At 72.3% G+C, this 22272-nt stretch carries 22 protein-coding genes; 10 read left to right on the forward strand and 12 right to left on the reverse strand.

Annotation, left to right across the window (positions count from 1 at the left end):
- Positions 1–101 precede the first annotated feature (101 nt).
- Positions 102–3167, forward strand: coding sequence for an NACHT domain-containing protein (locus ACWDRW_RS18775; RefSeq protein WP_451724488.1), 3066 nt, complete (start codon positions 102–104; stop codon positions 3165–3167).
- A gap of 2 nt (positions 3168–3169) precedes the next feature.
- On the opposite strand, the gene ACWDRW_RS18780 is transcribed toward ACWDRW_RS18775, so the two are convergent.
- Positions 3170–3880, reverse strand: a complete 711-nt coding sequence (locus tag ACWDRW_RS18780; protein ID WP_451724490.1) for a VIT1/CCC1 transporter family protein — start codon at positions 3878–3880, stop codon at positions 3170–3172.
- A 158-nt stretch (positions 3881–4038) separates the two neighbouring features.
- Here ACWDRW_RS18780 and ACWDRW_RS18785 point away from each other — a divergent pair, with 158 nt between their 5' ends.
- From ACWDRW_RS18785 to ACWDRW_RS18805, 5 genes are all read left to right on the forward strand, one after another.
- Positions 4039–5025, forward strand: coding sequence for a DEDDh family exonuclease (locus ACWDRW_RS18785; RefSeq protein ID WP_451724491.1), 987 nt, complete (start codon positions 4039–4041; stop codon positions 5023–5025).
- Between the two features lie 79 nt (positions 5026–5104).
- The gene (locus ACWDRW_RS18790; RefSeq protein WP_315883292.1) at positions 5105–5338 is read left to right on the forward strand and encodes a hypothetical protein; all 234 of its coding nucleotides are present in this window, start codon (positions 5105–5107) and stop codon (positions 5336–5338) included.
- Between the two features lie 49 nt (positions 5339–5387).
- Entirely contained in the window at positions 5388–6185 is a 798-nt protein-coding gene (locus tag ACWDRW_RS18795; protein ID WP_451724492.1) for an SURF1 family cytochrome oxidase biogenesis protein, read from the forward strand.
- Between the two features lie 135 nt (positions 6186–6320).
- Positions 6321–8105, forward strand: coding sequence for a glycoside hydrolase family 15 protein (locus ACWDRW_RS18800; RefSeq protein WP_451724493.1), 1785 nt, complete (start codon positions 6321–6323; stop codon positions 8103–8105).
- Positions 8106–8110: 5 nt separating this feature from the next.
- Positions 8111–8866, forward strand: a complete 756-nt coding sequence (locus ACWDRW_RS18805) for an SDR family oxidoreductase (protein WP_451724494.1) — start codon at positions 8111–8113, stop codon at positions 8864–8866.
- A gap of 9 nt (positions 8867–8875) precedes the next feature.
- Here the strand turns inward: ACWDRW_RS18805 and amaP are convergent, their stop codons facing one another.
- Genes amaP through ACWDRW_RS18830 form a run of 5 tightly spaced genes read right to left on the reverse strand, consistent with a single transcriptional unit; the run spans position 8876 to position 11207 of the window.
- A complete protein-coding gene (gene amaP, locus ACWDRW_RS18810; RefSeq protein WP_451724496.1) occupies positions 8876–9463 on the reverse strand; it encodes an alkaline shock response membrane anchor protein AmaP in 588 nt (195 codons plus the stop codon).
- Positions 9460–10125, reverse strand: a complete 666-nt coding sequence (locus ACWDRW_RS18815) for a DUF6286 domain-containing protein (protein ID WP_451724497.1) — start codon at positions 10123–10125, stop codon at positions 9460–9462. Before ACWDRW_RS18815 ends, amaP begins: the two co-directional genes overlap by 4 nt.
- The gene (locus tag ACWDRW_RS18820) at positions 10122–10493 is read right to left on the reverse strand and encodes an Asp23/Gls24 family envelope stress response protein (RefSeq protein WP_451724498.1); all 372 of its coding nucleotides are present in this window, start codon (positions 10491–10493) and stop codon (positions 10122–10124) included. Before ACWDRW_RS18820 ends, ACWDRW_RS18815 begins: the two co-directional genes overlap by 4 nt.
- A gap of 5 nt (positions 10494–10498) precedes the next feature.
- Positions 10499–10690 carry a hypothetical protein gene (locus ACWDRW_RS18825; protein ID WP_451724665.1) on the reverse strand — a complete coding sequence of 64 codons (192 nt, stop codon included), beginning with the start codon at positions 10688–10690 and terminating at the stop codon, positions 10499–10501.
- 31 nt (positions 10691–10721) lie between these two features.
- Positions 10722–11207 carry an Asp23/Gls24 family envelope stress response protein gene (locus tag ACWDRW_RS18830; RefSeq protein WP_451724501.1) on the reverse strand — a complete coding sequence of 162 codons (486 nt, stop codon included), beginning with the start codon at positions 11205–11207 and terminating at the stop codon, positions 10722–10724.
- 88 nt (positions 11208–11295) lie between these two features.
- On the opposite strand from ACWDRW_RS18830, the gene ACWDRW_RS18835 reads away from it, so the two are divergent.
- Complete coding sequence (locus ACWDRW_RS18835) at positions 11296–12024, forward strand: nucleopolyhedrovirus P10 family protein (RefSeq protein ID WP_451724503.1); 729 nt, start codon at positions 11296–11298, stop codon at positions 12022–12024.
- 34 nt (positions 12025–12058) lie between these two features.
- Here ACWDRW_RS18835 and ACWDRW_RS18840 read toward each other — a convergent pair whose 3' ends face one another.
- The 3 genes from ACWDRW_RS18840 to ACWDRW_RS18850 form a co-directional block, all read right to left on the reverse strand.
- On the reverse strand, positions 12059–12850 hold the full coding sequence (locus tag ACWDRW_RS18840; RefSeq protein WP_451724506.1) for an enoyl-CoA hydratase/isomerase family protein: 792 nt from the start codon (positions 12848–12850) through the stop codon (positions 12059–12061).
- A 142-nt stretch (positions 12851–12992) separates the two neighbouring features.
- The gene (locus ACWDRW_RS18845; protein WP_019758351.1) at positions 12993–13211 is read right to left on the reverse strand and encodes a helix-turn-helix domain-containing protein; all 219 of its coding nucleotides are present in this window, start codon (positions 13209–13211) and stop codon (positions 12993–12995) included.
- 335 nt (positions 13212–13546) lie between these two features.
- Entirely contained in the window at positions 13547–15145 is a 1599-nt protein-coding gene (locus ACWDRW_RS18850) for an ABC-F family ATP-binding cassette domain-containing protein (RefSeq protein ID WP_451724508.1), read from the reverse strand.
- A 410-nt stretch (positions 15146–15555) separates the two neighbouring features.
- Here ACWDRW_RS18850 and ACWDRW_RS18855 point away from each other — a divergent pair, with 410 nt between their 5' ends.
- Entirely contained in the window at positions 15556–15969 is a 414-nt protein-coding gene (locus ACWDRW_RS18855) for a VOC family protein (RefSeq protein ID WP_451724510.1), read from the forward strand.
- On the opposite strand, the gene ACWDRW_RS18860 is transcribed toward ACWDRW_RS18855, so the two are convergent.
- The 3 genes from ACWDRW_RS18860 to ACWDRW_RS18870 all read right to left on the reverse strand — a co-directional run bounded on the left by ACWDRW_RS18860 (position 15966) and on the right by ACWDRW_RS18870 (position 19931).
- Positions 15966–17366, reverse strand: coding sequence for a hypothetical protein (locus ACWDRW_RS18860; protein ID WP_451724512.1), 1401 nt, complete (start codon positions 17364–17366; stop codon positions 15966–15968). The two genes, ACWDRW_RS18855 and ACWDRW_RS18860, sit on opposite strands and share 4 nt — an antisense overlap.
- A 208-nt stretch (positions 17367–17574) precedes the next feature.
- Complete coding sequence (locus ACWDRW_RS18865; RefSeq protein WP_451724513.1) at positions 17575–18702, reverse strand: alpha/beta hydrolase; 1128 nt, start codon at positions 18700–18702, stop codon at positions 17575–17577.
- 497 nt (positions 18703–19199) lie between these two features.
- Complete coding sequence (locus ACWDRW_RS18870) at positions 19200–19931, reverse strand: class II aldolase/adducin family protein (protein WP_451724515.1); 732 nt, start codon at positions 19929–19931, stop codon at positions 19200–19202.
- Between the two features lie 196 nt (positions 19932–20127).
- Between ACWDRW_RS18870 and ACWDRW_RS18875 the strand changes: the two genes are divergently transcribed.
- Positions 20128–20874 carry a lysozyme gene (locus ACWDRW_RS18875; RefSeq protein WP_451724516.1) on the forward strand — a complete coding sequence of 249 codons (747 nt, stop codon included), beginning with the start codon at positions 20128–20130 and terminating at the stop codon, positions 20872–20874.
- 154 nt (positions 20875–21028) lie between these two features.
- Positions 21029–22267, forward strand: coding sequence for an anion permease (locus tag ACWDRW_RS18880; protein WP_451724517.1), 1239 nt, complete (start codon positions 21029–21031; stop codon positions 22265–22267).
- The last annotated feature ends 5 nt before the right edge of the window (positions 22268–22272 follow it).

The raw sequence follows: 22272 nt of genomic DNA on the forward strand, positions 1-22272 counted from the left end.
AGTATTACCGGGGGTACGCGCTTACTTGTTGGTGATCTCCGCCAATCGCCGCCGGCGATGTCAGTGGGCGGACCTACGATGCGGGCAGAGGGGGCGGTGGGATGCAGGGGTTCGAGGTCGTTCTGACGCGGCTGGCGTCGACGGTGGTCCAGACGGTCGTGAAGTCGGCCCTGGCGCCACGGCCGGGCGCGGGCCTGGTCGCGAAGCCGTTACGGCCGCTGCCGAAGCCCGCGGGCCCGGACCGGCTGGCGCGGGTGCTGGGCGAGCGCATCGCGGGGGCGTACGCGTCGCTGCCGGAGCACGAGCGGCTGGCGGCGGTGGCGGCCGTGCAGGACACGTTCGCGGCGGCGGGCCCGCTCGACGCGGACCGGCTGTTCGCGGTGGACCTCGATCCGGCGCGGCTGGCGCAGGAGCTTCGGCGGCCCGTCACCGACCTGGCCGACCGCGCCCGGGACCTGTACGGCGAACTGCTCGTCCTGTGCTGCGAGCACCTGGTCGAACAGCTCACCGCGCAGCCGTCGTTCCCCGCGCGGGCGGCGGTGGAACAGACGCGGCGCACCGGTGACCTGCTCCGCGGGCGCTCGCACGGGGAGACGTCGGACTTCGAGGGGCGGTACGCGCGCTTCGTCGCCGAGACGCACTCCCGGCTGGAGCTCTTCGGGCTCACCCTGGGCGGCCGGCGCCGGGCCGAGTGGGCGCTGGACACCGCCTATCTGAGCCTCGCGGTGAGCGGCGCCCGGCGCCACGAGCCGCAGCGCGACGGCATGCCCCAGGAGCCGCAGACGCCGGTGAAGGTGGAGCAGGCGCTCGCCACGGCGGGCCACCGGCTGCTGCTGCGCGGCCCGGCCGGCTCGGGCAAGTCGACCCTGCTCCAGTGGCTGGCTCTGAACGCCGCCCGGCAGAGCTTCGGTCCGCAGCTCGCGGACTGGAACCGCTGCGTGCCCTTCGTCCTGCGCCTGCGCTCCTTCCACGGGCCGGACGGGCTGCCGATGCCCGAGGACTTCCTCCCCGCCTCGGGCGTACCGCTGCGGGCCCCGGACGGCTGGGCGGAGGAACTCCTCGCCAACGGGCGGGCGTTGGTCCTGGTCGACGGCGTCGACGAAGTCCCCGTACGGCTGCGAGAGCGCACGGAGAAGTGGCTGAAGTCCCTCCTCACCGCGTTCCCCAGAGCGCGGTACGTGATCACCACCCGCCCCGCGGCGGTCCCCGAGGACTGGCTGGCCGCCCAGGGCTTCACGGCACAGACCCTGCTGCCGATGGAACGCGACGACATCAAGGCGTTCGTCCGGCACTGGCACGACGCGGCCCGCCTGGAGTGCGCCCCGGAGGCGGAGCGGGCCGAACTCGACCGGTACGAGGCGGGCCTGAGCGAGGCCCTGACCACTCGGCGCGACCTGGGTCGCCTCGCCACCAACCCGCTCATGTGCGCCCTGCTGTGCGCCCTGCACCGGGACCGACGGATGCACCTGCCCCGCGCGCGCAAGGAGCTGTACGACGCGGCACTGGACATGCTGCTGGTACGGCGGGACACCGAGCGGGAGATCACGTCCGTGGAGGGGGTGTCCCTGTCCCGGGACGAGCAGACGGCCCTGCTGCAGCGGCTCGCCTACTGGATGATCCGCAACCAGCAGGTGGAGGCGGACCGGCAGGACGTCGTCGCGATGCTGGACGAATGGCTGGCGGCCATGCCCCAGGTCCGTGAACAGGGCGACGCCGAGCAGGTCTTCACCCACCTCCTGATCCGCAGCGGACTGCTGCGCGAACCGGTGCCGGGTTATGTGGACTTCGTCCACCGCACCTTCCAGGACTACCTGGGCGCGAAGGCGGCGGTGGAGGCCCGCGACTTCGGCGTCCTGGTCCGCAACGCCCATGACGACCAGTGGGACGACGTGGTGCGCATGGCTGTCGGGCACGCGCGCGTGGAGGAACGGACCCGGTTGCTGAGGCAGTTGCTGCGGCGGGCGGACAAGGTACGGCGGTACCGGGAGCGGCTGGTGCTGTTGGCGGCGGCGAGTCTGGAGCATGCGCCGGAGTTGGATCCTGGGGTTCGGGGGGAGGTGGAGACGCGGACGGCGGAGTTGGTGCCGCCGAAGAGGCTCGAACAGGCGGAGCAGCTCGTCAGAGCCGGGGAGTTGGTACTGGAGCTGCTTCCCGGGCCGGATGGGCTGACGGAACACGAGGCGGCGGCCGTGGTCCGCACCGCCGGTCTGATCGGGGGTGAGGCGGCGCTGGAGGTCATCAGGCGCTTCCGTTCCGACCAGCGGCGGGATGTGCGCACCCAACTGAACGTCGCGTGGCCGTCGTTCGATACAGTCACCTACTTCGAGGCGATCCTCGAAGGCACCGTCCCGTCCGGCCAGTTCCTGACCATGGACGGGGCCGAGAAGCTTGCGCTCCTGCCTCGTCTGCCCGATCTCGCCGGGTTGCACCTGATCGGCGATCACGGAATCCCTTCGGCCGTCCTCGCGCACACGTCCCTGACGTTCCTGGGGCTCATTGATAATGGCCTGGTCAGCGACCTCTCGCCACTGCGAGCGCTGCCGAACCTGCGTGAGGTGACGCTGAACCGCTGCGCGTCCGTCACGGGCCTCGACACACTCGCCGACCTACCGTTGACCCACGTCCATCTCTATGAGCCCGCCAAAAGGCTGTCGCTGGCGCCTTTGTCCGACCTTCCCGGCCTCCGGCACCTCACCGTGGACTTCATACCGCTGGAAACGAGCCTGGACCAATGGGCCTTCGCTCCTCAGCTCACCGGACTTGGCTTCTTCAGTGAGTCCTGCGCCGTGCATCTCGACGGACTTGAGGCTCTGACGTCTCTCGAGTGGCTGAGCATCAACGAGGAGCACCAGTGGCAGGCGCTCATCTCGGCAGGGGCCTTCGCCCCGTTGAGAACACTCCAGATCCTCGACGTGCCCCACGTCGACTTCGCTGCCCTCCTGCCCCACCAAGACCTGACCACGGTCTATCTCGCCAAGCCTCAGCACGTGGACAACGTCGCTGCCCTCACCGAGCTACCGGGACTACGACTCGTCCAACTCTCACGTTGCGGCCCCGTAGACCTGGCGCCCCTGGCTCACCTACCCCACATCCAGGTCGTTCTCTATGACTGCGATCAGGTCACCGGCACAGAGCTCATCCCCCCGGAACGCCTGACCATCGCCTGACCTCACACCCCCGCCGCCCCCAGCAAAGACCCCACCCCATACGTAACCCCCATGGCCAACGCCCCGCCCCCCACATTCCGCAGCACCGCCCGCCCCGGATCCGCCGCCCCCAACCGCGCGCTGCTCCACCCCGTCAGCACCAGTGCGGCGAGAACCGAGACCACCGTCACCGCCACCCGAGCCGAGGCCGGTGGAAGGACCATCGCCAGCAACGGCAGCAGAGCCCCCGCCGTGAACGCCACAAAGCTCGCCCACGCCGCGTGCCACGGGTTCGTCAGCCGGTCCGGGTCGATGCCGAGCTCCACGCGCGCGTGCGCCCGCAGGGCGTCCCGTTCGGTGAGCTGCAGGGCCGCCTCCCGGGCGACGTCCCCGGACAGGCCGCGCCGCCGGAGGAGGTCCGCCAGCTCGGCCAGTTCCTCCTCGGGCCGTTCGCGCAACTCGCGTCTCTCCGCGGCGAGCGCGGCCCGTTCCGAGTCGCGCTGGGTGGAGACGGAGACGTACTCGCCCGCCGCCATGGACATGGACCCGGCGAGCAGCCCGGCCAGGCCCGCCGTCAGCAGGGCCGCCCGGTCGTCGGTCGCGCCCGCGACGCCGACCACGAGCCCGGCGGTGGACACGATGCCGTCGTTGGCGCCGAGGACCGCCGCCCGCAGCCAGTTCAGCCGCTCACCGAGCGATCCGCCGCGGGCCTCGTCATGCGCTGGTTCCGTCACACCTGGAGAATGACATTCCGGACGGCCCGGTACGAGAAGGGACTTGGCGCCCGCTCCCGGTCCGCACTCGAACGGACGGGCGCGACCCGTCACCTGACGGGGTACCGAGCCGGGACCCCGGACGGCACTGTCAGTCCCGGCCCGTATCCTCAGTGACCATGCTCGAAGACCGCACGACCGAAGCGTCCTCCCCCACAGCGTGGCCGGCCGCGTATCCGAAGGGATACGCGGTCGTTGACGTGGAGACCACCGGACTGGCCCGGGACGACCGGATAATCTCGGCGGCCGTGTACCGGCTGGACGCGCGCGGCGAGGTCGAGGACCACTGGTACACGCTGGTCAACCCGGAGCGCGATCCGGGTCCGGTGTGGATCCACGGTCTGACGAGCGACGTACTGGAGGGCGCGCCCCTCTTCCCGGACATCGCCGAGGAGTTCTCCGCCCGTCTCGCGGACCGCGTGCTCGTGGCGCACAACGCCGTCTTCGACTGGCAGATGATCGCGCGCGAGTACGCGCGCGCGAAGCGCGAGGCCCCGGTGCGCCACCGGCTGTGCACCATCGCGCTCTCCAAGGAGCTGCGCCTGCCGCTGCCCAACCACAAGCTGGAGTCGCTGGCCGCGCACTTCGGTGTGGTCCAGCAGCGCGCGCACCACGCGCTGGACGACGCGCGCGTGCTGGCGGAGGCGTTCCGGCCGAGCCTGAAGGCCGCGGCCGCCGGGGGCGTACGGCTGCCGCTGCACGAGTGCCGCCCGCTGACGGAGTGGACGGACCACGCCGTGCCCCGCCAGCAGTCCGGCTACGGCGGCGGTTACCGGCCGACGAGTTGGCGCCCCTCCCGGAAACGGCCCGCATGCCCGTATCCCAACCCAGGTCGGTACGAAGAGGGCAAAAGGCTCAAGCAGGGCATGCGGATCGCCTTCTCCGGTGACACCTCCGTCGAGCGCGACCTCCTGGAGGACCGGGCGATCGAGGCCGGGCTGCATGTGGCGACCAGCATCTCCCGGCTGACCAGCCTCCTCGTCACCAACGACCCGGACTCGGGCACGTCCAAGGTGGTCAAGGCCCGGCAGTACGGCACGCCGGTGGTGGACGAGGCCGGGTTCGGGCAACTGCTCGGGGATGTGGAACCGGCGTCGGAGCAGTGACCGTACGGATGGGTGATTGCCGTGCGACTCGCCCCGCGCGCGCTCGCTCGTTCCGCGCCGACGGCCCACCCTGTGGCGCATGGCGAGATGCGAAGTTTGCGGCAATGACTACGGAATGACCTTCGAGATTCGTGCGCAGGGCGCTGTGCACGTCTTCGACTGCTTCGCGTGTGCGATCCATCGCATGGCACCCATCTGCGAGCACTGCCGCGTCCAGATCATCGGACAGGGCGTCGAGGTCGAGGGCCACTGGTACTGCGGCGCCCACTGCGCCCGCGCGGAGGGAAAGGTGGGAATCGTCGACAAGGTGTGACCCCCGACCCGCCTGACCGCACCCCACGACCGAGATGTACGGTCGTGGGGTGTACCGCTTCCTGTTGTCCCGGCAGTGGGTGATCCTCACGCTGGTCGCCCTGCTGCTCATCCCCACGATGATCAGGCTGGGCATCTGGCAGATGCACCGCTACGACGAGCGCACGGCCCGCAATCAGCTGGTCGCCGACGCGCTGCACGCGAAGCCGGTTCCGGTGGCGGAGCTGACCGCCCCCGGGCACACCGTCACCACCGATGAGCGGTACCGCACCGTCACCGCGAAGGGGCACTTCGACACCGACGACGAGGTCGTCGTCCGCCGTCGCACCAACGCCGACGACGAGGTCGGCTACCACGTCCTGACCCCGTTCGTGCTGAACGACGGCAAGGTGCTGCTGGTCAACCGCGGCTGGATCCCCGCCGACCGGGGCGCGAGCCAGACGGCGTTCCCCAAGGTCCCCGCCCCGCCGAGCGGCGAGCTCACCGTCACCGGCCGGCTGATGCCGGACGAGACGACCGAGGCGAGCGGCATCAAGGACCTCCCGGGGCTGCCGGACCGGCAGATCATGCTGATCAACAGCGAGCAGGAGGCCCGCCGCCTCGACGCCCAGGTGCTCGGCGGCTACATCGCGCAGACCGCGCCGCAGCCGAAGGGCGACACCCCGCAGCAGCTCGGCGAGCCCGGCGACGAGGACGCCGCGCTGAACTACGCCTACGCCATCCAGTGGTGGCTCTTCGCCGCGGGCGTCCCCGTCGGCTGGGTCGTCCTGGTCCGGCGCGAACAGCGCGACCGGCACCGGCGCGAGACCGAACAGACCACGGCGGAGGCCGAACCCGCGACGGTGTGAGCGCCGGGCGCCACCGGTCCCCACCGCGCGCCGGACACCACGCGAACCCACGCTCGCCTGACGTCATGTGAGCCGTACGGCCGGAACGCCCCCGCCCCCGGATTACCCCTCCGTTCTCGCGGGAAGCCGCTCCCCGTGCACCCGCGAATCGAGGACTACGCGCTCATCGGCGACGAGCAGACCGCCGCCCTGGTCGGCAAGGACGGATCCATCGACTGGCTGTGCCTGCCCCGGTTCGACTCGGCCGCCTGCTTCGCCAGGCTGCTCGGCGACGAGGAGAACGGCCACTGGCGCATCGCCCCCACGGGCGCAGACCGGTGTACCCGGCGGGCCTACCGGAAGGACACCCTTGTCCTGGACACCGAATGGGAGACCCCCGATGGGGCGGTACGCGTCACCGATCTGATGCCCCAACGCGACCGCGCGCCGGACGTCGTGCGGATCGTGGAGGGCCTGCGCGGTGAGGTGACCGTGCGCAGCACGCTCCGGCTGCGCTTCGACTACGGCTCGATCACCCCGTGGATACGGCGCTCCGACGGCCACCGGGTCGCCGTGGCGGGCCCGGACGCGACGTGGCTGCGCAGCGAGCCGGAGGTGCCCACCTGGGGCGCGGACCACTGCACGTACTCGGAGTTCACCGTGGCCGAGGGCGAGTCGGTGGCGTTCGTCCTCACCTGGCACCCCTCGCACGAGCCCCGCCCGCCGCTCATCGACCCCCACGAGGCCCTGGCGGCCAGCGTCGGGGACTGGAGGGCCTGGGCGTCCCGTTGCCGCTACGACGGTCCGCACCGGGACGCCGTGGTGCGCTCCCTGATCACGCTCAAGGCACTCACCTACGCCCCCACCGGCGGCATCGTCGCCGCGGCCACCACCTCGCTCCCCGAGGAGCTGGGCGGCGTCCGCAACTGGGACTACCGCTACTGCTGGCTGCGCGACTCCACCCTCACGCTCGGCGCGCTGCTGTCCGCCGGGTACCAGGAGGAGGCCGAGGCCTGGCGCAACTGGCTGCTGCGCGCGGTCGCGGGCGATCCGGCGGACCTGCAGATCATGTACGGCGTGGCCGGTGAGCGGCGGCTGCCCGAGATGGAGCTGCCCTGGCTGCCGGGCTTCGCCGAGACCGGCCCGGTGCGGATCGGCAACGACGCCGTGAACCAGCTGCAGCTCGACGTCTACGGCGAGGTCATGGACTCGCTGTCGCTGGCCCGGAGTTCGGGCCTGCCCTCCGAGCCGAACATGTGGGCGCTCCAGGTCGCGCTGATGGACTTCCTGCGCACGGCGTGGCGGCAGCCGGACGAGGGGCTGTGGGAGGTGCGCGGAGGCCGCAGGCAGTTCGTGCACTCCAAGGTGATGGCGTGGGTGGCCGCTGACCGCGCGGTGCGCGCGGTGGAACGCGACCCGGAGCTGGACGGCGACGTGGACGCCTGGCGCGCGATGCGCGACGAGGTGCACCGGGAGGTGTGCGAGCAGGGCTACGACCCCGAGCGGAACACCTTCACCCAGTACTACGGCTCGCGCGAGCTGGACGCCTCGCTGCTGCTCATCCCGCGCGTGGGCTTCCTGCCCCCGGACGACCCCCGGGTACTCGGCACCGTCGACGCGGTCCACGAGGAGCTGGGCCACAACGGCTTCCTGCGCCGCTACAGCGCCGAGAAGTCGGCCGTCGACGGGCTGCCCGGCGGCGAGGGCACCTTCCTGGTCTGTTCGTTCTGGCTGGCGGACGCGCTGCACATGACGGGCCGCACGAAGGAGGCGCGGGAGCTGTTCGAGCGGCTCGTCGGGCTCTGCAACGACGTCGGGCTGCTCTCCGAGGAGTACGACGCCGCGAGCGGCCGTCAGCTGGGCAACCTCCCGCAGGCGTTCAGCCACATCGGCCTGGTGAACACCGCCCTCGCCCTGTTCGGCCAGGACGATGCAGGATAGGGACCATGGATCTTGGACTGAAGGACCGGGTGTTCGTCGTCACGGGTGCCACGCGGGGTCTGGGCAACGCCACCGCGCGTGAGCTCGTCACCGAGGGCGCCAAAGTGATCATTTCGGGGCGGGAGGAGAAGACGGTCGCCGAGGCCGCGTCCGCGCTGGGCCCCAACGCGGTGGGGGTCGCCGCGGGCAATGCCGACCCGGACACGCCCGAGCGGTTGATCGCCGCCGCGCGCGAGCACTTCGGCGGCTTCGACGGTGTGCTGGTGAGCGTCGGCGGCCCGGCGCCCGGGTTCGTCGCCGACACCACCGACGAGCAGTGGCAGTCGGCGTTCGACTCGGTGTTCCTGGGCGCGGTACGGCTCGCCCGGGCCGCGGCGGCGGAGCTGGAGGCCGGCGGTGTCATCGGGTTCGTGCTGTCCGGTTCGGTGCACGAGCCGATCCCCGGCCTGACGATCTCCAACGGACTGCGGCCCGGCCTCGCCGGCTTCGCCAAGTCCCTCGCGGACGAGCTGGGTCCGCGGGGCATCCGGGTCGTCGGCCTGCTGCCGGGCCGTATCGACACGGACCGGGTCCGCCAGCTGGACGGCATGTCCGCGGACCCCGAGGCCACCCGGGCGGCCAGTGAGTCGCGGATCCCGCTGCGCCGGTACGGCACGCCGGAGGAGTTCGGCCGCGCCGGGGCGTTCCTGCTGTCGCCCGCGGCCTCCTACCTGACCGGCGTCATGGTGCCGGTGGACGGCGGGATGCGGCACGGGTTCTGAGGACCCGGGTCAACTCACGCGCTCCGCGCGGTGCTTGGCCGCCCTCAGCCTGACCTCCGCGGGGAGCGAGGCGAGCCCCGCCGACTCCCGCGCGTGGGTCAGGGCCCCCGCGGTCAGCTCCGCCAGGGCCGTGCCGGGGTCCACATGCGGTTCCAGCAGCAGTCGTACGCGGGCGGCGGGCGCGTTCCTCCGGCCCCTCAGGTGGGTTCGCGCCCGGTGCACGCCCTCCATCGTCGCCGCCTCATCGGTCAATACGGTCTCCAGGGCGCGGCCGCGCAGCAGGGCACCCTCTCCGTCGCCGGTGTCGACCAGGACCTCGGTCAGGCGCCGGCGCCGCAGGGCGGCGACGAACCACCACAGGAGGAGCAGCACCAGGACCGCGAGCACCGCGATGACGACCGGCCACCACCAGCCCTCGTCCCGCCAGCGGGTGCGCTCGGAGTCACTGAGCAGGACGTCGTCCGTGCCGTCGTGGATCCACCAGGACGGCGGGTCCAGACCGAGCCCGACGGCGAGTACGGAGCCGCCGAGGATCAGCAGGACGACGCCGATGACGGCGAGCAGGACGCGGTTGACGGTCCGCAGCACAGTCCTCACCCCTTCCGTCCGGGCCGCCGTACATGCACCGACAGCGAGGGCGGCCGGGACAGGCCGAGGCCCCGGACGGCGTCGGCGAGGGCGGCGTCGAGGTCGGTTCGTACGTCGTCCAGGTCGCGGAAGTGGGCGGTGGCACGGACGTCGGCCCGCTTCCGGCTCGACCGCACCCGCACCGACTGCACGCCCGAAATCTCCATGGCCCGGTCGCGCAGGACCTGGGCGGCGGCCTCCCGCTCGAGCCCGGCGCGTACGTCGGGATGCGTGCGGCGCATCGGCAGCAGGGCGCGCAGGCCGGGGGTGGCGGCCAGGAGGATCAGCCACAGGCCGAGGGCCGCGGCGACGCCGGCGCCGACGAGCACCCAGGTGTCGTCGAGGGGGCGTTCGGCGAGCTTATCGGCCAGTTCCTGGCGCCAGGTCATGGCGGACCGGCCGGCGCGCACGGCTGCGAGGTCGTAGAGGAACAGTCCGGCGAGTGCCAGGAGCAGTACGGCGACGATCGCGGCCGGAACCCGGCGGGCCGACCAGAAGCGGCCTTCGGATCCGTGGCCGTCCTTGTCCAGGAGGGGGGGCGGGTCGTGGTCGGCGCCCGGCCGGTCCGATCCGGCCTGCTCGATGACCGGCAGGCGTTGTGTGGTGCCTTCGGAGCCCTGGGGCTCGCTCATCGCGTCCTCCCCTGTGCCGCGCCGTGTGCCGAGTGCAGCCGCTCCACCTGGACGGCGACCTCCGGCACCTCCATGCCCACCAACGCGCCTACCCGCTGGGCGACATGACGACGCACGGCGGCGCAGCGGGCGCCGATGTCGGTGGGGTAGTCGAGTTCGAGGTGGACCCGGACGCGGGCCGTCCCGTGGGCGACGACGACCCCCGCGTGCGGGGGTGACGCGGCCCCGGGCAGGGGCCCCAAAGCCTCGCGGGCCGCCTGGGAGGCGATCTTCGCCACCACCCGGTCGGCGATCCGCGTGGCGCCGCGCTCGGCGGGCGGCACGACAGCGGCCCGCTCCGCGCGGACCTCGCCGGATTCGACGCTCACCTACGTCACCGCCGGTCGCGCCGGTCTTCGCGGGTGTGGAAGAAGTCGCCGAGCTCCCAGTCCCCCTCGAGGAACCGGCCGACGACGAAACCGACGGCCCCCAGGGCGGCCACCAGCAGAAAGGCGCCGAACCCGCCGAAATACCCGGCGAAGCCCAGTGCCATGCCGGCGATCATGCCGACCACGGCCATGCTCATCATGCGCTCCCCTCAGCGGTGCGTCGGCCGGTCACTGGATCCGTGGCTCCAGTTCCTCTTCCTCTTCCTCGGGCAGCTTCACATCGCTCACCGCGATGTTGACCTCCACCACTTCCAGGCCCGTCATCCGCTCCACCGCCGAGACGACGTTCTCCCGGACTGCCCGGGCCACGTCCGAGATGGAGACGCCGTAGTCGACGACGATCTCCAGGTCGAGCGCGGTCTGCACCTCGCCCACCTCGGCCTTCACGCCGCGGGTGACCGACTTCGAGCCGCCGCCCGGCACCCTGTCCCGCACCGCGCCGAAGGTGCGGCTGATGCCGCTGCCCATCGCGTGCACGCCGACCACGTCGCGCGCGGCGAGTCCGGCGATCTTCTCCACCACACCGTCGGCGATCGTGGTCCGCCCTCGGGTCGCCGGGTCACCGCCGCCGCGCCGGGTGGGCTTCCGGGTCGACACGGCCGTTTCATGCTCGGCCGCCTCGGCAGTCTGCTTACGCTCCGTGGTCTCACTCATGGCCGTACGTCCCCTTCGATTCGTCCTCCTTTGACCACGGTAAGTGCGGTTGCGCTCGAGCGCGCTGGGGATGCGGCAGGCTGGGGGAATGACAGCTGACGGATGGGCGCGGGCGGTGCGCCGGCAGTTGGGTCTCGGCAGGCTGGTGCCGCTCGGCGGGCCGCGGGACGGCGCGTGGATCACGGACGAGGCGGCCGCGGGCGCGTTGCGCCGCGCGGCCCATGAGAGGGAGGGCGTACGGCTCGGCGCGCTGCGGATCGCGCTGGCCGATCCGGAGCGGGCGCCCGAACCCGTCGTACCGCCGCCGCCGAGCGCGCTGCCGCCCGGTGCCCTGCGGGTGTCGGCGGACTTCGCGGCGACGGCGGTGGAGCCGTTGCCGGCGGCGGCGGAGCGGCTGCGGGCGACGTTGGCGGACGCGGCCGCACAACGGCTGGGGCTGATGGTCGCGGAGGTGGACCTGCGGGTGACGGCCCTGCTGGACGACTCGGCGGAGGCCGCGACCGCGGAGCCCGCCTCGGCGGAGCCGCCGTCGGCCGGCGAACCCGCGGACGGCGACGAGTCACGCGCCGCGAGGGCCGCGCTCGGGGTGCCGGGGGTCGCGGGCCTGACCGGTTCCCTGGGCGGCCTCGGCCGGCCGGTGCACATCGAGGAGCGGCAGGTCGAGGCCGCCCTGCCGACCCGTCATGTCCGGCTGGAGGTCGCGGTGGCCGCGGACCACCGGGCCGTGGACGTGGCCCGCGCGGTCCGCGCGGCGGTGGCGCAGGCCCTGCCGGATCACCCGACGGTGGCGGTGCTGGTCACGGCCGTCGTCGGGTGATCGGTCACTCGCACGGGTGCCTGCGAAAGGGGGTTTACTCTCCTACGCCGGCCAGGTCCCGGAGTCGGCGGGCCTGAGCGGCGCGTTCGGCGACGCGCTGGTCCTCGTAGGCGCGCTCGGTCGCGCCGCGCAGGAGTGCCTTGGTCTCGATGACCGCGTCCCGGGGGGCGGCGAGCAGGGCGGCCGCCAGGTCGCGCACCGCGTCGTCGAGCTGGTCCGCGGGCACGGCGACATTGGCCAGACCGGTGCTGACGGACTCCTCGGCCGTGACGAAGCGCCCGGTGGCGCAGATCTCCAGCGCCCGGGCGTAACCGACGAGGCCCACCAAGGGATGGGTGCCCGTCAGGTCCGGGACGAGGCCGAGGCTCGTCTCCCGCATGGCGAACTGCACGTCGTCCGCGACGACGCGCAGATCGCAGGCGAGCGCGAGCTGGAAGCCCGCCCCGATGGCATGTCCTTGGACGGCGGCGATGGACACGAGGTCACTGCGCCGCCACCAGGTGAACGCCTCCTGGTACTCGGCGATGGTCGCGTCGAGCTCGTCGTCGCTGCCGCGCGCGAGATCGATGAACGACGGCTCGCCGTCGAAGCCTTCCGGCGTGAACGCCTGCCGGTCGAGGCCGGCCGAGAAGGACTTGCCCTCGGCCCGCAGCACGACGACCCGGACGGACCCGGGCAGCAGCCGACCCGCCTCGGTCAGCGCGCGCCACAGAGCGGGGCTCTGCGCGTTGCGCTTGTCGGGGTTGGTCAGGGTCACCGTGGCGATCGTGTCGTCGACGGTGAGTCGTACGCCGTCCTTGTCGAGAGCCGGTTCGAGCGAAGCCATGGTGCGCCTCCGATGCTGTGCGGTCACTTAAGTGACTGCACAGTAACCACCCGGTCGGTCTGAGGGTCCCCCCGGGCCCGTTCCAGGGCTCAGGGGGAGAACGACCGGGTGGCCACCATCGAAGCCGATGGGCCGCCCGGGGTCAGCCCGCGGCTTTCTTGCCGCGCGTAGCCCCGCCACGCCCACGAAGCGTGACGCCCGACTCACTGAGCATCCGGTGCACGAAGCCATACGAGCGGCCGGTCTCCTCGGCCAGCGCCCGGATGCTCGCACCGGAGTCGTACTTCTTCTTCAGGTCTGCCGCGAGCTTGTCGCGCGCGGCGCCGGTCACCCGGCTGCCCTTCTTCAGAGTCTCGGCCACCCGTGCCTCCTCATGGGAAGTGCGCTCTGGTCTCCTCATGATCACCCCTCCCGGGCTTCATGGCCACCCATTCGGCAAGGTCCGTGCGACATGGATGTGACGACAGGAGCAGGTCCACACAAGGGGAATTCGAGATTCCGTGATGCCGCGTCCGTACCGCCGAACGGGTTGTTCCGCGAAGTGCCAGGTCAGGGATGCACGACGGCCGAGCCCTTGTCGACAAAGGGCTCGGCCGGAAAATGCATGTAGGACACACCTCGGTACGAGGAGATCTCACACAGATGATGGATCACGGATGGGCCGAATGATCCATACGCAGTGGATCACCGCCTCGATCACGCCAGGGCGACGAGATCCGCGTAGTCGGCCCCCCACAGGTCCTCGACGCCGTCCGGCAGCAGGATGATGCGCTCCGGCTGCAGCGCCTCGACGGCGCCCTCGTCGTGGGTGACCAGCACGACCGCGCCCTTGTAGGTGCGCAGCGCGCCGAGGATCTCCTCACGGCTCGCGGGGTCGAGGTTGTTCGTCGGCTCGTCCAGGAGCAGCACGTTGGCCGAGCTGACCACCAGGGTCGCGAGCGCCAGACGGGTCTTCTCACCGCCGGAGAGGACGCCGGCCGGCTTGTCGACGTCGTCGCCGGAGAACAGGAACGAGCCGAGTACCTTGCGGACCTCGACGAGGTCCATGTCGGGCGCGGCGGAGCGCATGTTCTCCAGGACCGTTCGGTCCGGGTCGAGGGTCTCGTGCTCCTGGGCGTAGTAGCCGAGCTTGAGTCCGTGGCCCTCGATGACCTCGCCGGTGTCGGGCGTCTCGACGCCGCCGAGCAGACGGAGCAGGGTGGTCTTGCCGGCGCCGTTGAGGCCGAGGATGACGACCCTGGATCCCTTGTCGATGGCCAGGTCGACGTCGGTGAAGATCTCCAGCGAGCCGTACGACTTCGACAGGCCCTCGGCGGTGAGCGGTGTCTTGCCGCAGGGCGCGGGCTCGGGGAAGCGCAGCTTGGCGACCTTGTCCGAGACGCGGACCGCCTCCAGGCCGGAGAGCAGCCTGTCCGCGCGGCGGGCCATGTTCTGCGCGGCGACCGTCTTGGTGGCCTTGGCGCGCATCTTGTCGGCCTGGGCGTTCAGGGCGGCGGCCTTCTTCTCGGCGTTCTGCCGCTCGCGCTTGCGGCGCTTCTCGTCGGCCTCGCGCTGCTGCTGGTAGAGCTTCCAGCCCATGTTGTAGACGTCGATCTGGGCCCGGTTGGCGTCCAGGTAGAACACCTTGTTGACGACCGTCTCGACCAGGTCGACGTCGTGGGAGATCACGATGAACCCGCCGCGGTAGGTCTTGAGGTAGTCGCGCAGCCAGACGATCGAGTCGGCGTCGAGGTGGTTCGTCGGCTCGTCGAGCAGCAGGGTGTCGGCGTCCGAGAACAGGATCCGGGCCAGCTCGATACGGCGGCGCTGACCACCGGAGAGGGTGTGCAGCGGCTGGCCGAGCACCCGGTCGGGCAGGTTGAGCGCGGCGGCGATGGTGGCGGCCTCGGCCTCGGCGGAGTAACCGCCCTTGGTGAGGAACTCCGTCTCCTGGCGCTCGTACTGCTTCATCGCCTTGTCGCGGGTGGCGCCCTTGCCGTTGGCGATGCGCTCCTCGTTCTCCCGCATCTTGCGGATCAGGACGTCCAGGCCGCGCGCCGACAGGATGCGGTCGCGGGCGAGCACGTCGAGGTCGCCGGTGCGGGGGTCCTGGGGGAGGTAGCCGACCTCGCCGGAGCGGGTGATCTGGCCACCGGCGGGCATGCCCTCACCGGCCAGGCATTTGGTGAGCGTCGTCTTGCCGGCGCCGTTACGGCCGACCAGACCGATGCGGTCGCCCTTGGCGACGCGGAAGGTTGCGGACTCGATGAGGACTCGGGCGCCGGCGCGCAGCTCGATGCCGGTGGCGGAAATCACGGTCAGACTCCAGGGCGGGGTCGTTGGCGGAATGGGCGGCTGAGGACGTTCCCGCCGTCTAATGCGCGAGGAGAATGGCCATGCGGCCAGTCTAACGGGGCTGTGCAAGCTGTTTTCCGCCCCGCCGGACCACGCTGCCGAGGGGCCTGCGGTGCCGGGCGACGCCGCCCGGGCTCGTGCACCGCGATGAGCTGGGACGTCCGGTCCGCTCCCGCACCGGGCCGCGCGAGGAGCGGCCCTCCGCCGTGACGCACTCCACGCGCGGGGGCGACGGCGACACGGTGGCGGCCCCTCGCGCCGGTGCCCCGTTCGGGCGCTCGGCCGGCGCCGGGCGGGTCGCTGTCAGTGGTCGCTGCGACACTGACGGCAGTGGGGATGTCGCAGACGGACGGGCGTAGGGAGTGATCGGCATGGCAGGCACGGACAGCGGGCGTCCCAGCATCTACCCGACGGTGCTGTACGCGGACGCGCGAGCGGCGATCAGGCAGCTGACCGAGGCCCTCGGCTTCACCGAGCTGACGGTGTACGAGGGGGAGGACGGCTCGGTGTTCCACGCGGAGCTGACCCAGGGCAACGGCGCGATCATGGTCGGCTCCAAGGGCCGCGGCGGGGTCTTCGACTCGGCGATGAAGGGCGCGGGCCCGGTGGGGGTCTACGTCGTCGTGGACGACGTCGACAGCCACCACCGGCGCGCCCTGGAGCACGGCGTGGAGATCCTGATGCCCCCGACGGACCAGGAGTACGGCTCGCGTGACTACATGGCCCGGGACGCCGAGGGCAACATCTGGAGCTTCGGCACGTACGCGCCGGAGATAACCGGCTAGCTCCCGCCCGTGTGCACCTGGAAGGCGGCCCGGCGGACGGCCTTGGCCAGCGCCGGGTCGGGGTGCGCGGCGGCGAGCGCGACCAGGACCTGCACGGTGCGGGGGTGACCGACGGAGCGGACCTCGTCCAGGAGGGCGGGGACCGTCGGCTGGAGCGCGGACTCCAGGTGACGGACGAGCATGGGGGCCTCCCCGTGGTCGGCGACCGCGGCGGCGGTGTCCACCCAGAGCCAGGTGGCCTCCTCCCGGGTCAGGACCTCGTGGGCGTCCTCCGGGTCGACCCCGTCGTGCTCGGCCAGCCACAGCAGGGCGTACGGCCGCAGGGCGGGCTCCTCGGCCACGGACCGTACGTCGGGCTCGGCGGGGGCGCCGACGACGCGCAGCGCCTCGAAGGCGAGGCCGCGCAGCAGGGCGTCCTCGCCGCGGGCCGCGTGGATGAGCTCGGTGACGGCACTGCCGACCGGGCGGGCGGCCAGCCAGGCTCGGTACTCGGCGCGGGCGGCGTTGGGGCGGAGCTGGGCGCAGCCGCGGAGCATGTCCTCGGCGGCCTGCTCGATGTTCCCGGCGGGGCTCTGGGCGGCTACGCAGATCTGCTCCAGCTTGACCCACACCGCCCAGCTGCCGAGCGGGGTGAGCGTGGCCTGGCCGTCGCCGTAGGTGAGGGCGCCGACGGAGGCCAGGGCGTGCAGGGCCCAGTCCAGCAGGGGGGCGAGCGGGGTGTCCTCGGCGCGGGCGTCGGGGTCCGGCTCGGGCTGCGGGCCGTAGGGGATCTCGCAGCGCTCGGTCCGCAGTTCGGTGACGCGCTGCTCCAGCAGGTCGAGCAGTTGCGCCACCGGCACGGGGCCGGCCGACAGTTGCAGGAAGGAGAGCACCTGGGGCATGGCCGAGACGACCTCGGCGACGGCGGCGGGCTCGTGGTCCGGGGGCTCCGGGTAGGCGAGCGACCAGGCGTCGAAGAGGGCGACCCAGCCACGCAGTACGGCGCTGTCGTCGCGGTCCCAGGCGCGCAGCCGCCAGCCGGGGCGGGCGCTGTCGCCGTGCACCTCGATCAGACCGGCGAGGCGGGCGGTGTCCCAGTCCGCGCGGACCTGAGCCACGGTCAGGCCCAGGTCGGCGGCCGCCCGTTCCGCGGTCGCGTCGGAGAGCGTGCCCTTGCCGTCGGGGTGCGCGCCGTCGCGGCCGGGGCGTAGGGAGGCGTCGGCCCAGTGGGCGACGTGGGCCGCGGCGGCGAGACCGGAACGCGCCATTCGGGCCAGCTCCGCGGGGGCCGGGGTGCCCTCCGGAGGGCGCGGCGCGGGGCGGCTCGGGCGCCGCTGGTTCACGGCTCTGGGGGCGGCGGCCAGGGGTCGCGGGCGGACGAGTCGAAGCCTGGAGTCGCGCGGGATACGGGACGTCACGGGTGCAGTCTTCCGGTTGACGGTCCGAAATCCCAAACGGAATGTCACGAGGGGCGACGGGGATGGCCAACGCACGGGGTCCCGCGGGCGGCCGAGGACCGATAACAGGCCAGTTGTACCGGGTTAAACGGAACCTGTGCGACCGTTCCGGGGCGATGCGGGTGGTTCGGTGGTGAGCGGCGGGGAGCGGCGGACCGGAAGGGGGTGTTCACATGAGGGGGGTCAGGAAGCGGCGCAGGGCTTCCTCGTATGCCTCGGGGTCGGCGTTCCACATGGCGCTGTGGGGGGCGCGCGTGACCGTGCGGAGGGCGACCAGGTTGGAGCGGGCGTCCGCCAGGCGGCGGGAGTGGATCCAGGGGGCGACCGTGTCGTCGGGGCCGTGGAAGATCAGGGTCGGCACGGTGATGCGCTCCGGGAGGCCGTCGGCGGTCACCTGGTCCCCGTACAGGCCCGTGCGGCCCTGCGCCGCGCGGACCGCGAGCGGGAGCAGGGCGCCCGGGGTGCGGCGGGCCGCGGCGAGGGCGCGCAGGGTCGCCTCCCAGTTGAGCACCGGGGAGTCCAGGACGAGCCCCGACACCCGGGCGCGCAGTCCGGAGTGGGCGGCGGCGCGCAGGACCATCGTCGCGCCGGTGGACCAGCCGAGCAGGACGACCTGTTCGGCGCCGTAGCGCACGGCGTAGCGGATCGCCGCGTCCAGGTCGCGCCACTCGGTCTCGCCGAGGTGGTTCAGGCCGTCCGGGGAACGGGGTGCGCCCAGGTCGCCGCGGTAGCCGAGGGCGAGGACCGGGAAGTGACGGCCGGTGAGGAACTCCATGAGGTTCATGGCGAGTTCGCGGGTGGTGCCGAGGCCGTGCACCGCGATGATCCAGGTGGTGCGGTTGCCGGGCACGAACCACGCGGGCAGCGGGCCGAGTTCGCCGGGGATGTCCACGTCGGCGTGGTCGAGGCCGAGGGCGGAGCGGGGGTCGCCGATGTGGACGTTGGGGGTGAGCCAGACGCGGTCGCCGGGGCCGAGGGTGCCGTGGGTGACGCGCTCCAGGCGGCGCACCACGGTGTCGGCGGTGTGGGGCGCGGTGTCGAGTACGGGGCCCACGACCGCGTGCGATCCGTCGCCGCCGAGGCCGTAGATGCCGGGTCGGAGGGAGGCCAGGTCGCGGGTGAGGGCGATCTGGCCGGCCGCCGTGCCGTGCACCGTGAGCCGGGGTTCGGTGGGCAGGGGCCTGCCAGGGGGCGCCTTGAGCGCGGCGTCGCTGGCCAATCGGCCGGCGGCCACGCTTGCCGCGCCGGCGGCCAGGGCCATGGTGACGGCAGCGGCCGTCGCTTTGACAGTGCGCACGGATCCAGTGTCCTGGCGGACCCGGGTCGCGGCCAGTGGGAGGGAGGGCGGGGGTGACGGTCCGCGAGGGTTCGGGTGCGGGTTGAGGGGGGTGCGAGGGGGTGGTGAGTGCGGGTTCGCGGGGTACGGGTGGCGGGTTCCGCTCGCCCGGGCTCGCGAGGCGCAGCCCCCAGAGGGGCCATCAGCCGACCGGGCCGGGGGGCGCCCCTCAGAGGCCCGCAGCTCACCCGGGCCGGGGGGCGCCTCCCTCAGAGGGACTGCAGCCCACCCGGGCCGGAGAGCGCCACCCTCCGAGCGAACCCCAGCCCACCCCGGCCTGACGGCGCCACCCCCAGAGACGCCCCCAGCCCACCCCAGGCGGACGGCGCCACCCCCAGAGACACCCCCAGCCCACCCGGACCGGACGGCGCCACCCTCAAAGGGCCCCAGCCCACCCGGGCCGCCCCAGCGGCACGGCTGCCCGGGGCTGGGCGGGTTCGGGGGAGCCGCGCCGACTGTCAGCTCCGCTGGCCGTATCCCCGCAGTTTCTCGCTCACCTCGTCCAGCTGGGACCGGGTCAGCAGGGTGGGGGTCAGGCCGGGTACTGAGGAGGCCGTCAGCCACACCCTGCACATCCACTCCAGTTGGGCTGTGCGGTCGTAGGCCTGGGACAGGCTCGCGCCGTAGGCCATCGTGCCGTGGTTCTGGAGGAGGCAGGCCGTGCGGTCGGCCAGGGCGCGCAGCATGTTCTCGGCCAACTCCTCGCTGCCGTACGTCGCATACGGGGCGACCCGGGCGGGGCCGCCGAGGTCGGCGGTGATGTAGTGGATCGCGGGGACCTCCTCGACGAGGGTCGAGACGGCCGTGGCGTGCACGGCGTGGGTGTGGACGACCGCACGGGCGTCGGTCGCGCCGTAGACCGCCAGATGCATGGGCAACTCGCTCGTCGGGCGGAGCCGGCCGAGCACCTGGCGGCCCCTGAGGTCGACGCCGGTGACGTCCTGCGGTCCGAGCCGGTCGTACGGCACGCCCGACGGCGTGACCAGGACCGTGTCGCCGACGCGCACCGAGACATTGCCGGAGGTGCCCACGACCAGCCCCTCGGCCACGGTTCGGCGGGCCGTCGTGACGAGATCCGCCCAGGCGCGCGCCTCCTCGGGACGGACACCCTCCCGCCAGGACTCCCCCACCGGCTGCGCGCCCTCCCGCGCTTCCCCCGCGACCCGCTGCTTCCCTCGCTGCTCAGCCATGCCGCGATCCTGCCAGCCGAGGCCCCGGACGGCGGGCGCGCCGGGGCACTTTAGGCCGGAAGCCAGACGTCCGGAAGTGCGCATATCCGGATACTTCACTCTCTCCCGGTTTTTGGCCGGAGATGGACCGGAAATCCCCGCCCTTCCAGTAGCCTCTGGCTGATTTGTCGTGCACGCAGCCATTCCGGGGGGAAACATGGCCCGTGATCGCAAACCGTCCCGCCACCGCGCCCGCGCACTCGCGGCGTCCGTGGCGCTGGCCCTGGGGGGAACCGCGCTGGCCGAGTCCCCGGCCGTGGCGGCGAGCCGGCCCGAGGGGCACGACGTCTCGTCCCACCAGAAGGACGTCGACTGGCGGCGCGCCAAGGCGAAGGGCGCCAGGTTCGTCTACGTCAAGGCGACCGAGTCCCACACCTACCGCAACCCGTACTTCGACCAGCAGTACAACGGGTCCCGGAGCGCCGGCCTGATCCGCGGGGCGTATCACTTCGCGCTGCCGGACAAATCGTCGGGGAAGACCCAGGCCGCGCACTTCGTGCGCAACGGCGGCGGCTGGACTGCGGACGGCTGGACGTTGCCGCCCGCGCTGGACATCGAGTACAACCCCTACGACAAGGACCGCAAGTGCTACGGCCTGACCGCGTCGAGGATGGTCGGCTGGATCAAGGCGTTCAGCAACGAGGTGCACCGGCTGACCGGACGCCGCCCCGTGATCTACACGACCGCGCACTGGTGGAACACCTGCACCGGCCGCAGCCGGGTCTTCGCCTCGCATCACGCGCTGTGGGTGGCCCGCTACAACTCCTCGGGACCGGGGACGTTGCCGGCCGGCTGGTCGACGTGGACCTTCTGGCAGTACGACAACGGCGGCAGCCTGCCGGGTGACCAGAATCTCTTCAACGGGTCCCTGAACCGGCTCCGGGAGTTCGCCCGGGGCTCGTAGTCCTTGGGGCGCCTGCACCGTGCGAGACCGCACGATGCCTCCGGAACGTGGAGACCAGCATTCGGACACCATGCAGCCCGCCCGTGTTCACCTTCCGTTCATCCAGGTTACTTACGTTCGTCCGGCCAACGACCTCGAACGATTGCCTGGGTAAATGGAAAACTTCTCGCTGATCCTCGCGATTGTGGTGGTAACCGCACTCGCGTTCGATTTCACGAACGGTTTTCATGACACCGCCAACGCGATGGCCACCACCATCTCGACCGGCGCGCTCAAGCCCAAGGTCGCGGTGGCCATGTCCGCCGTACTGAACCTTGTAGGCGCCTTCCTCTCCGTGGAGGTCGCCAACACGATCTCCAAGGGTCTCGTCGACGAGACCGGCATACGTCCCGAGGTCATATTCGCCGCCCTGGTGGGCGCGATCCTCTGGAACCTGCTCACCTGGCTGGTGGGCCTGCCCTCCAGCTCCTCGCACGCCCTCATGGGCGGTCTGATCGGCGCGACCATCGCCTCGGCGGGCGTGGGCGCGGTCCACGGCGACGTCCTCGTCACCAAGGTGCTGATCCCGGCCATCGCCGCCCCGCTGGTCGCGGGCATCGCGGCGATGCTCGCGACGAAGCTGATGTACTCCCTGGGCAAGAAGTCCGAGGGCAGCAAGGCCTCCGAGAAGGGCTACCGCGCCGGGCAGATCGCCTCGGCCGGACTGGTCTCGCTGGCCCACGGCACCAACGACGCGCAGAAGACCATGGGCATCATCACCCTCGCCCTGGTCGCCGGCGGCACCCTCGCCCCCGACTCCGACCCGCCCATGTGGGTCATCCTCTCCGCGGGCCTGGCCATCGCGCTCGGCACCTACCTGGGCGGCTGGCGGATCATCCGCACGATGGGCAAGGGCCTGACCGACCTCCAGCCGCAGCAGGGCTTCGCCGCGCAGACCAGCGCCGCGACCGTCATCCTGGCCTCCTCCCACCTCGGCTTCTCCCTCTCCACCACGCACTCCGTCTCCGGCTCGGTGATGGGCGCCGGGCTCGGCCGCAAGGGCGGCGTGGTGCGCTGGTCGACGGCGACGCGGATGTTCGTCGCGTGGGGCCTGACGCTGCCGGCGGCGGCGCTGGTCGCCGCGGTCGCCGAGTGGGTCACCGGCTTCGGCAGCTGGGGCACCGGCCTCGTGGCGGTCTTCCTGGTCGCCTCCAGCGCGGCGATCTGGAAGATCTCCCGGCGTGAGGTCATCGACCACACCAACGTCAACGAGACCGCCGAGGAGCCGGCCGGCGTCGTCACGACGGCCATGGCCGCGGTGACCCCGCCCCCGGCGGGCACGGTGACCGAGGACCTCACGGCGACGATCCCGGCCCACGCGAGCGAACCGGCCACGTCGCAGGCCGGCGTCTGACCCGC

This window comes from Streptomyces sp. NPDC003635, assembly GCF_053587635.1.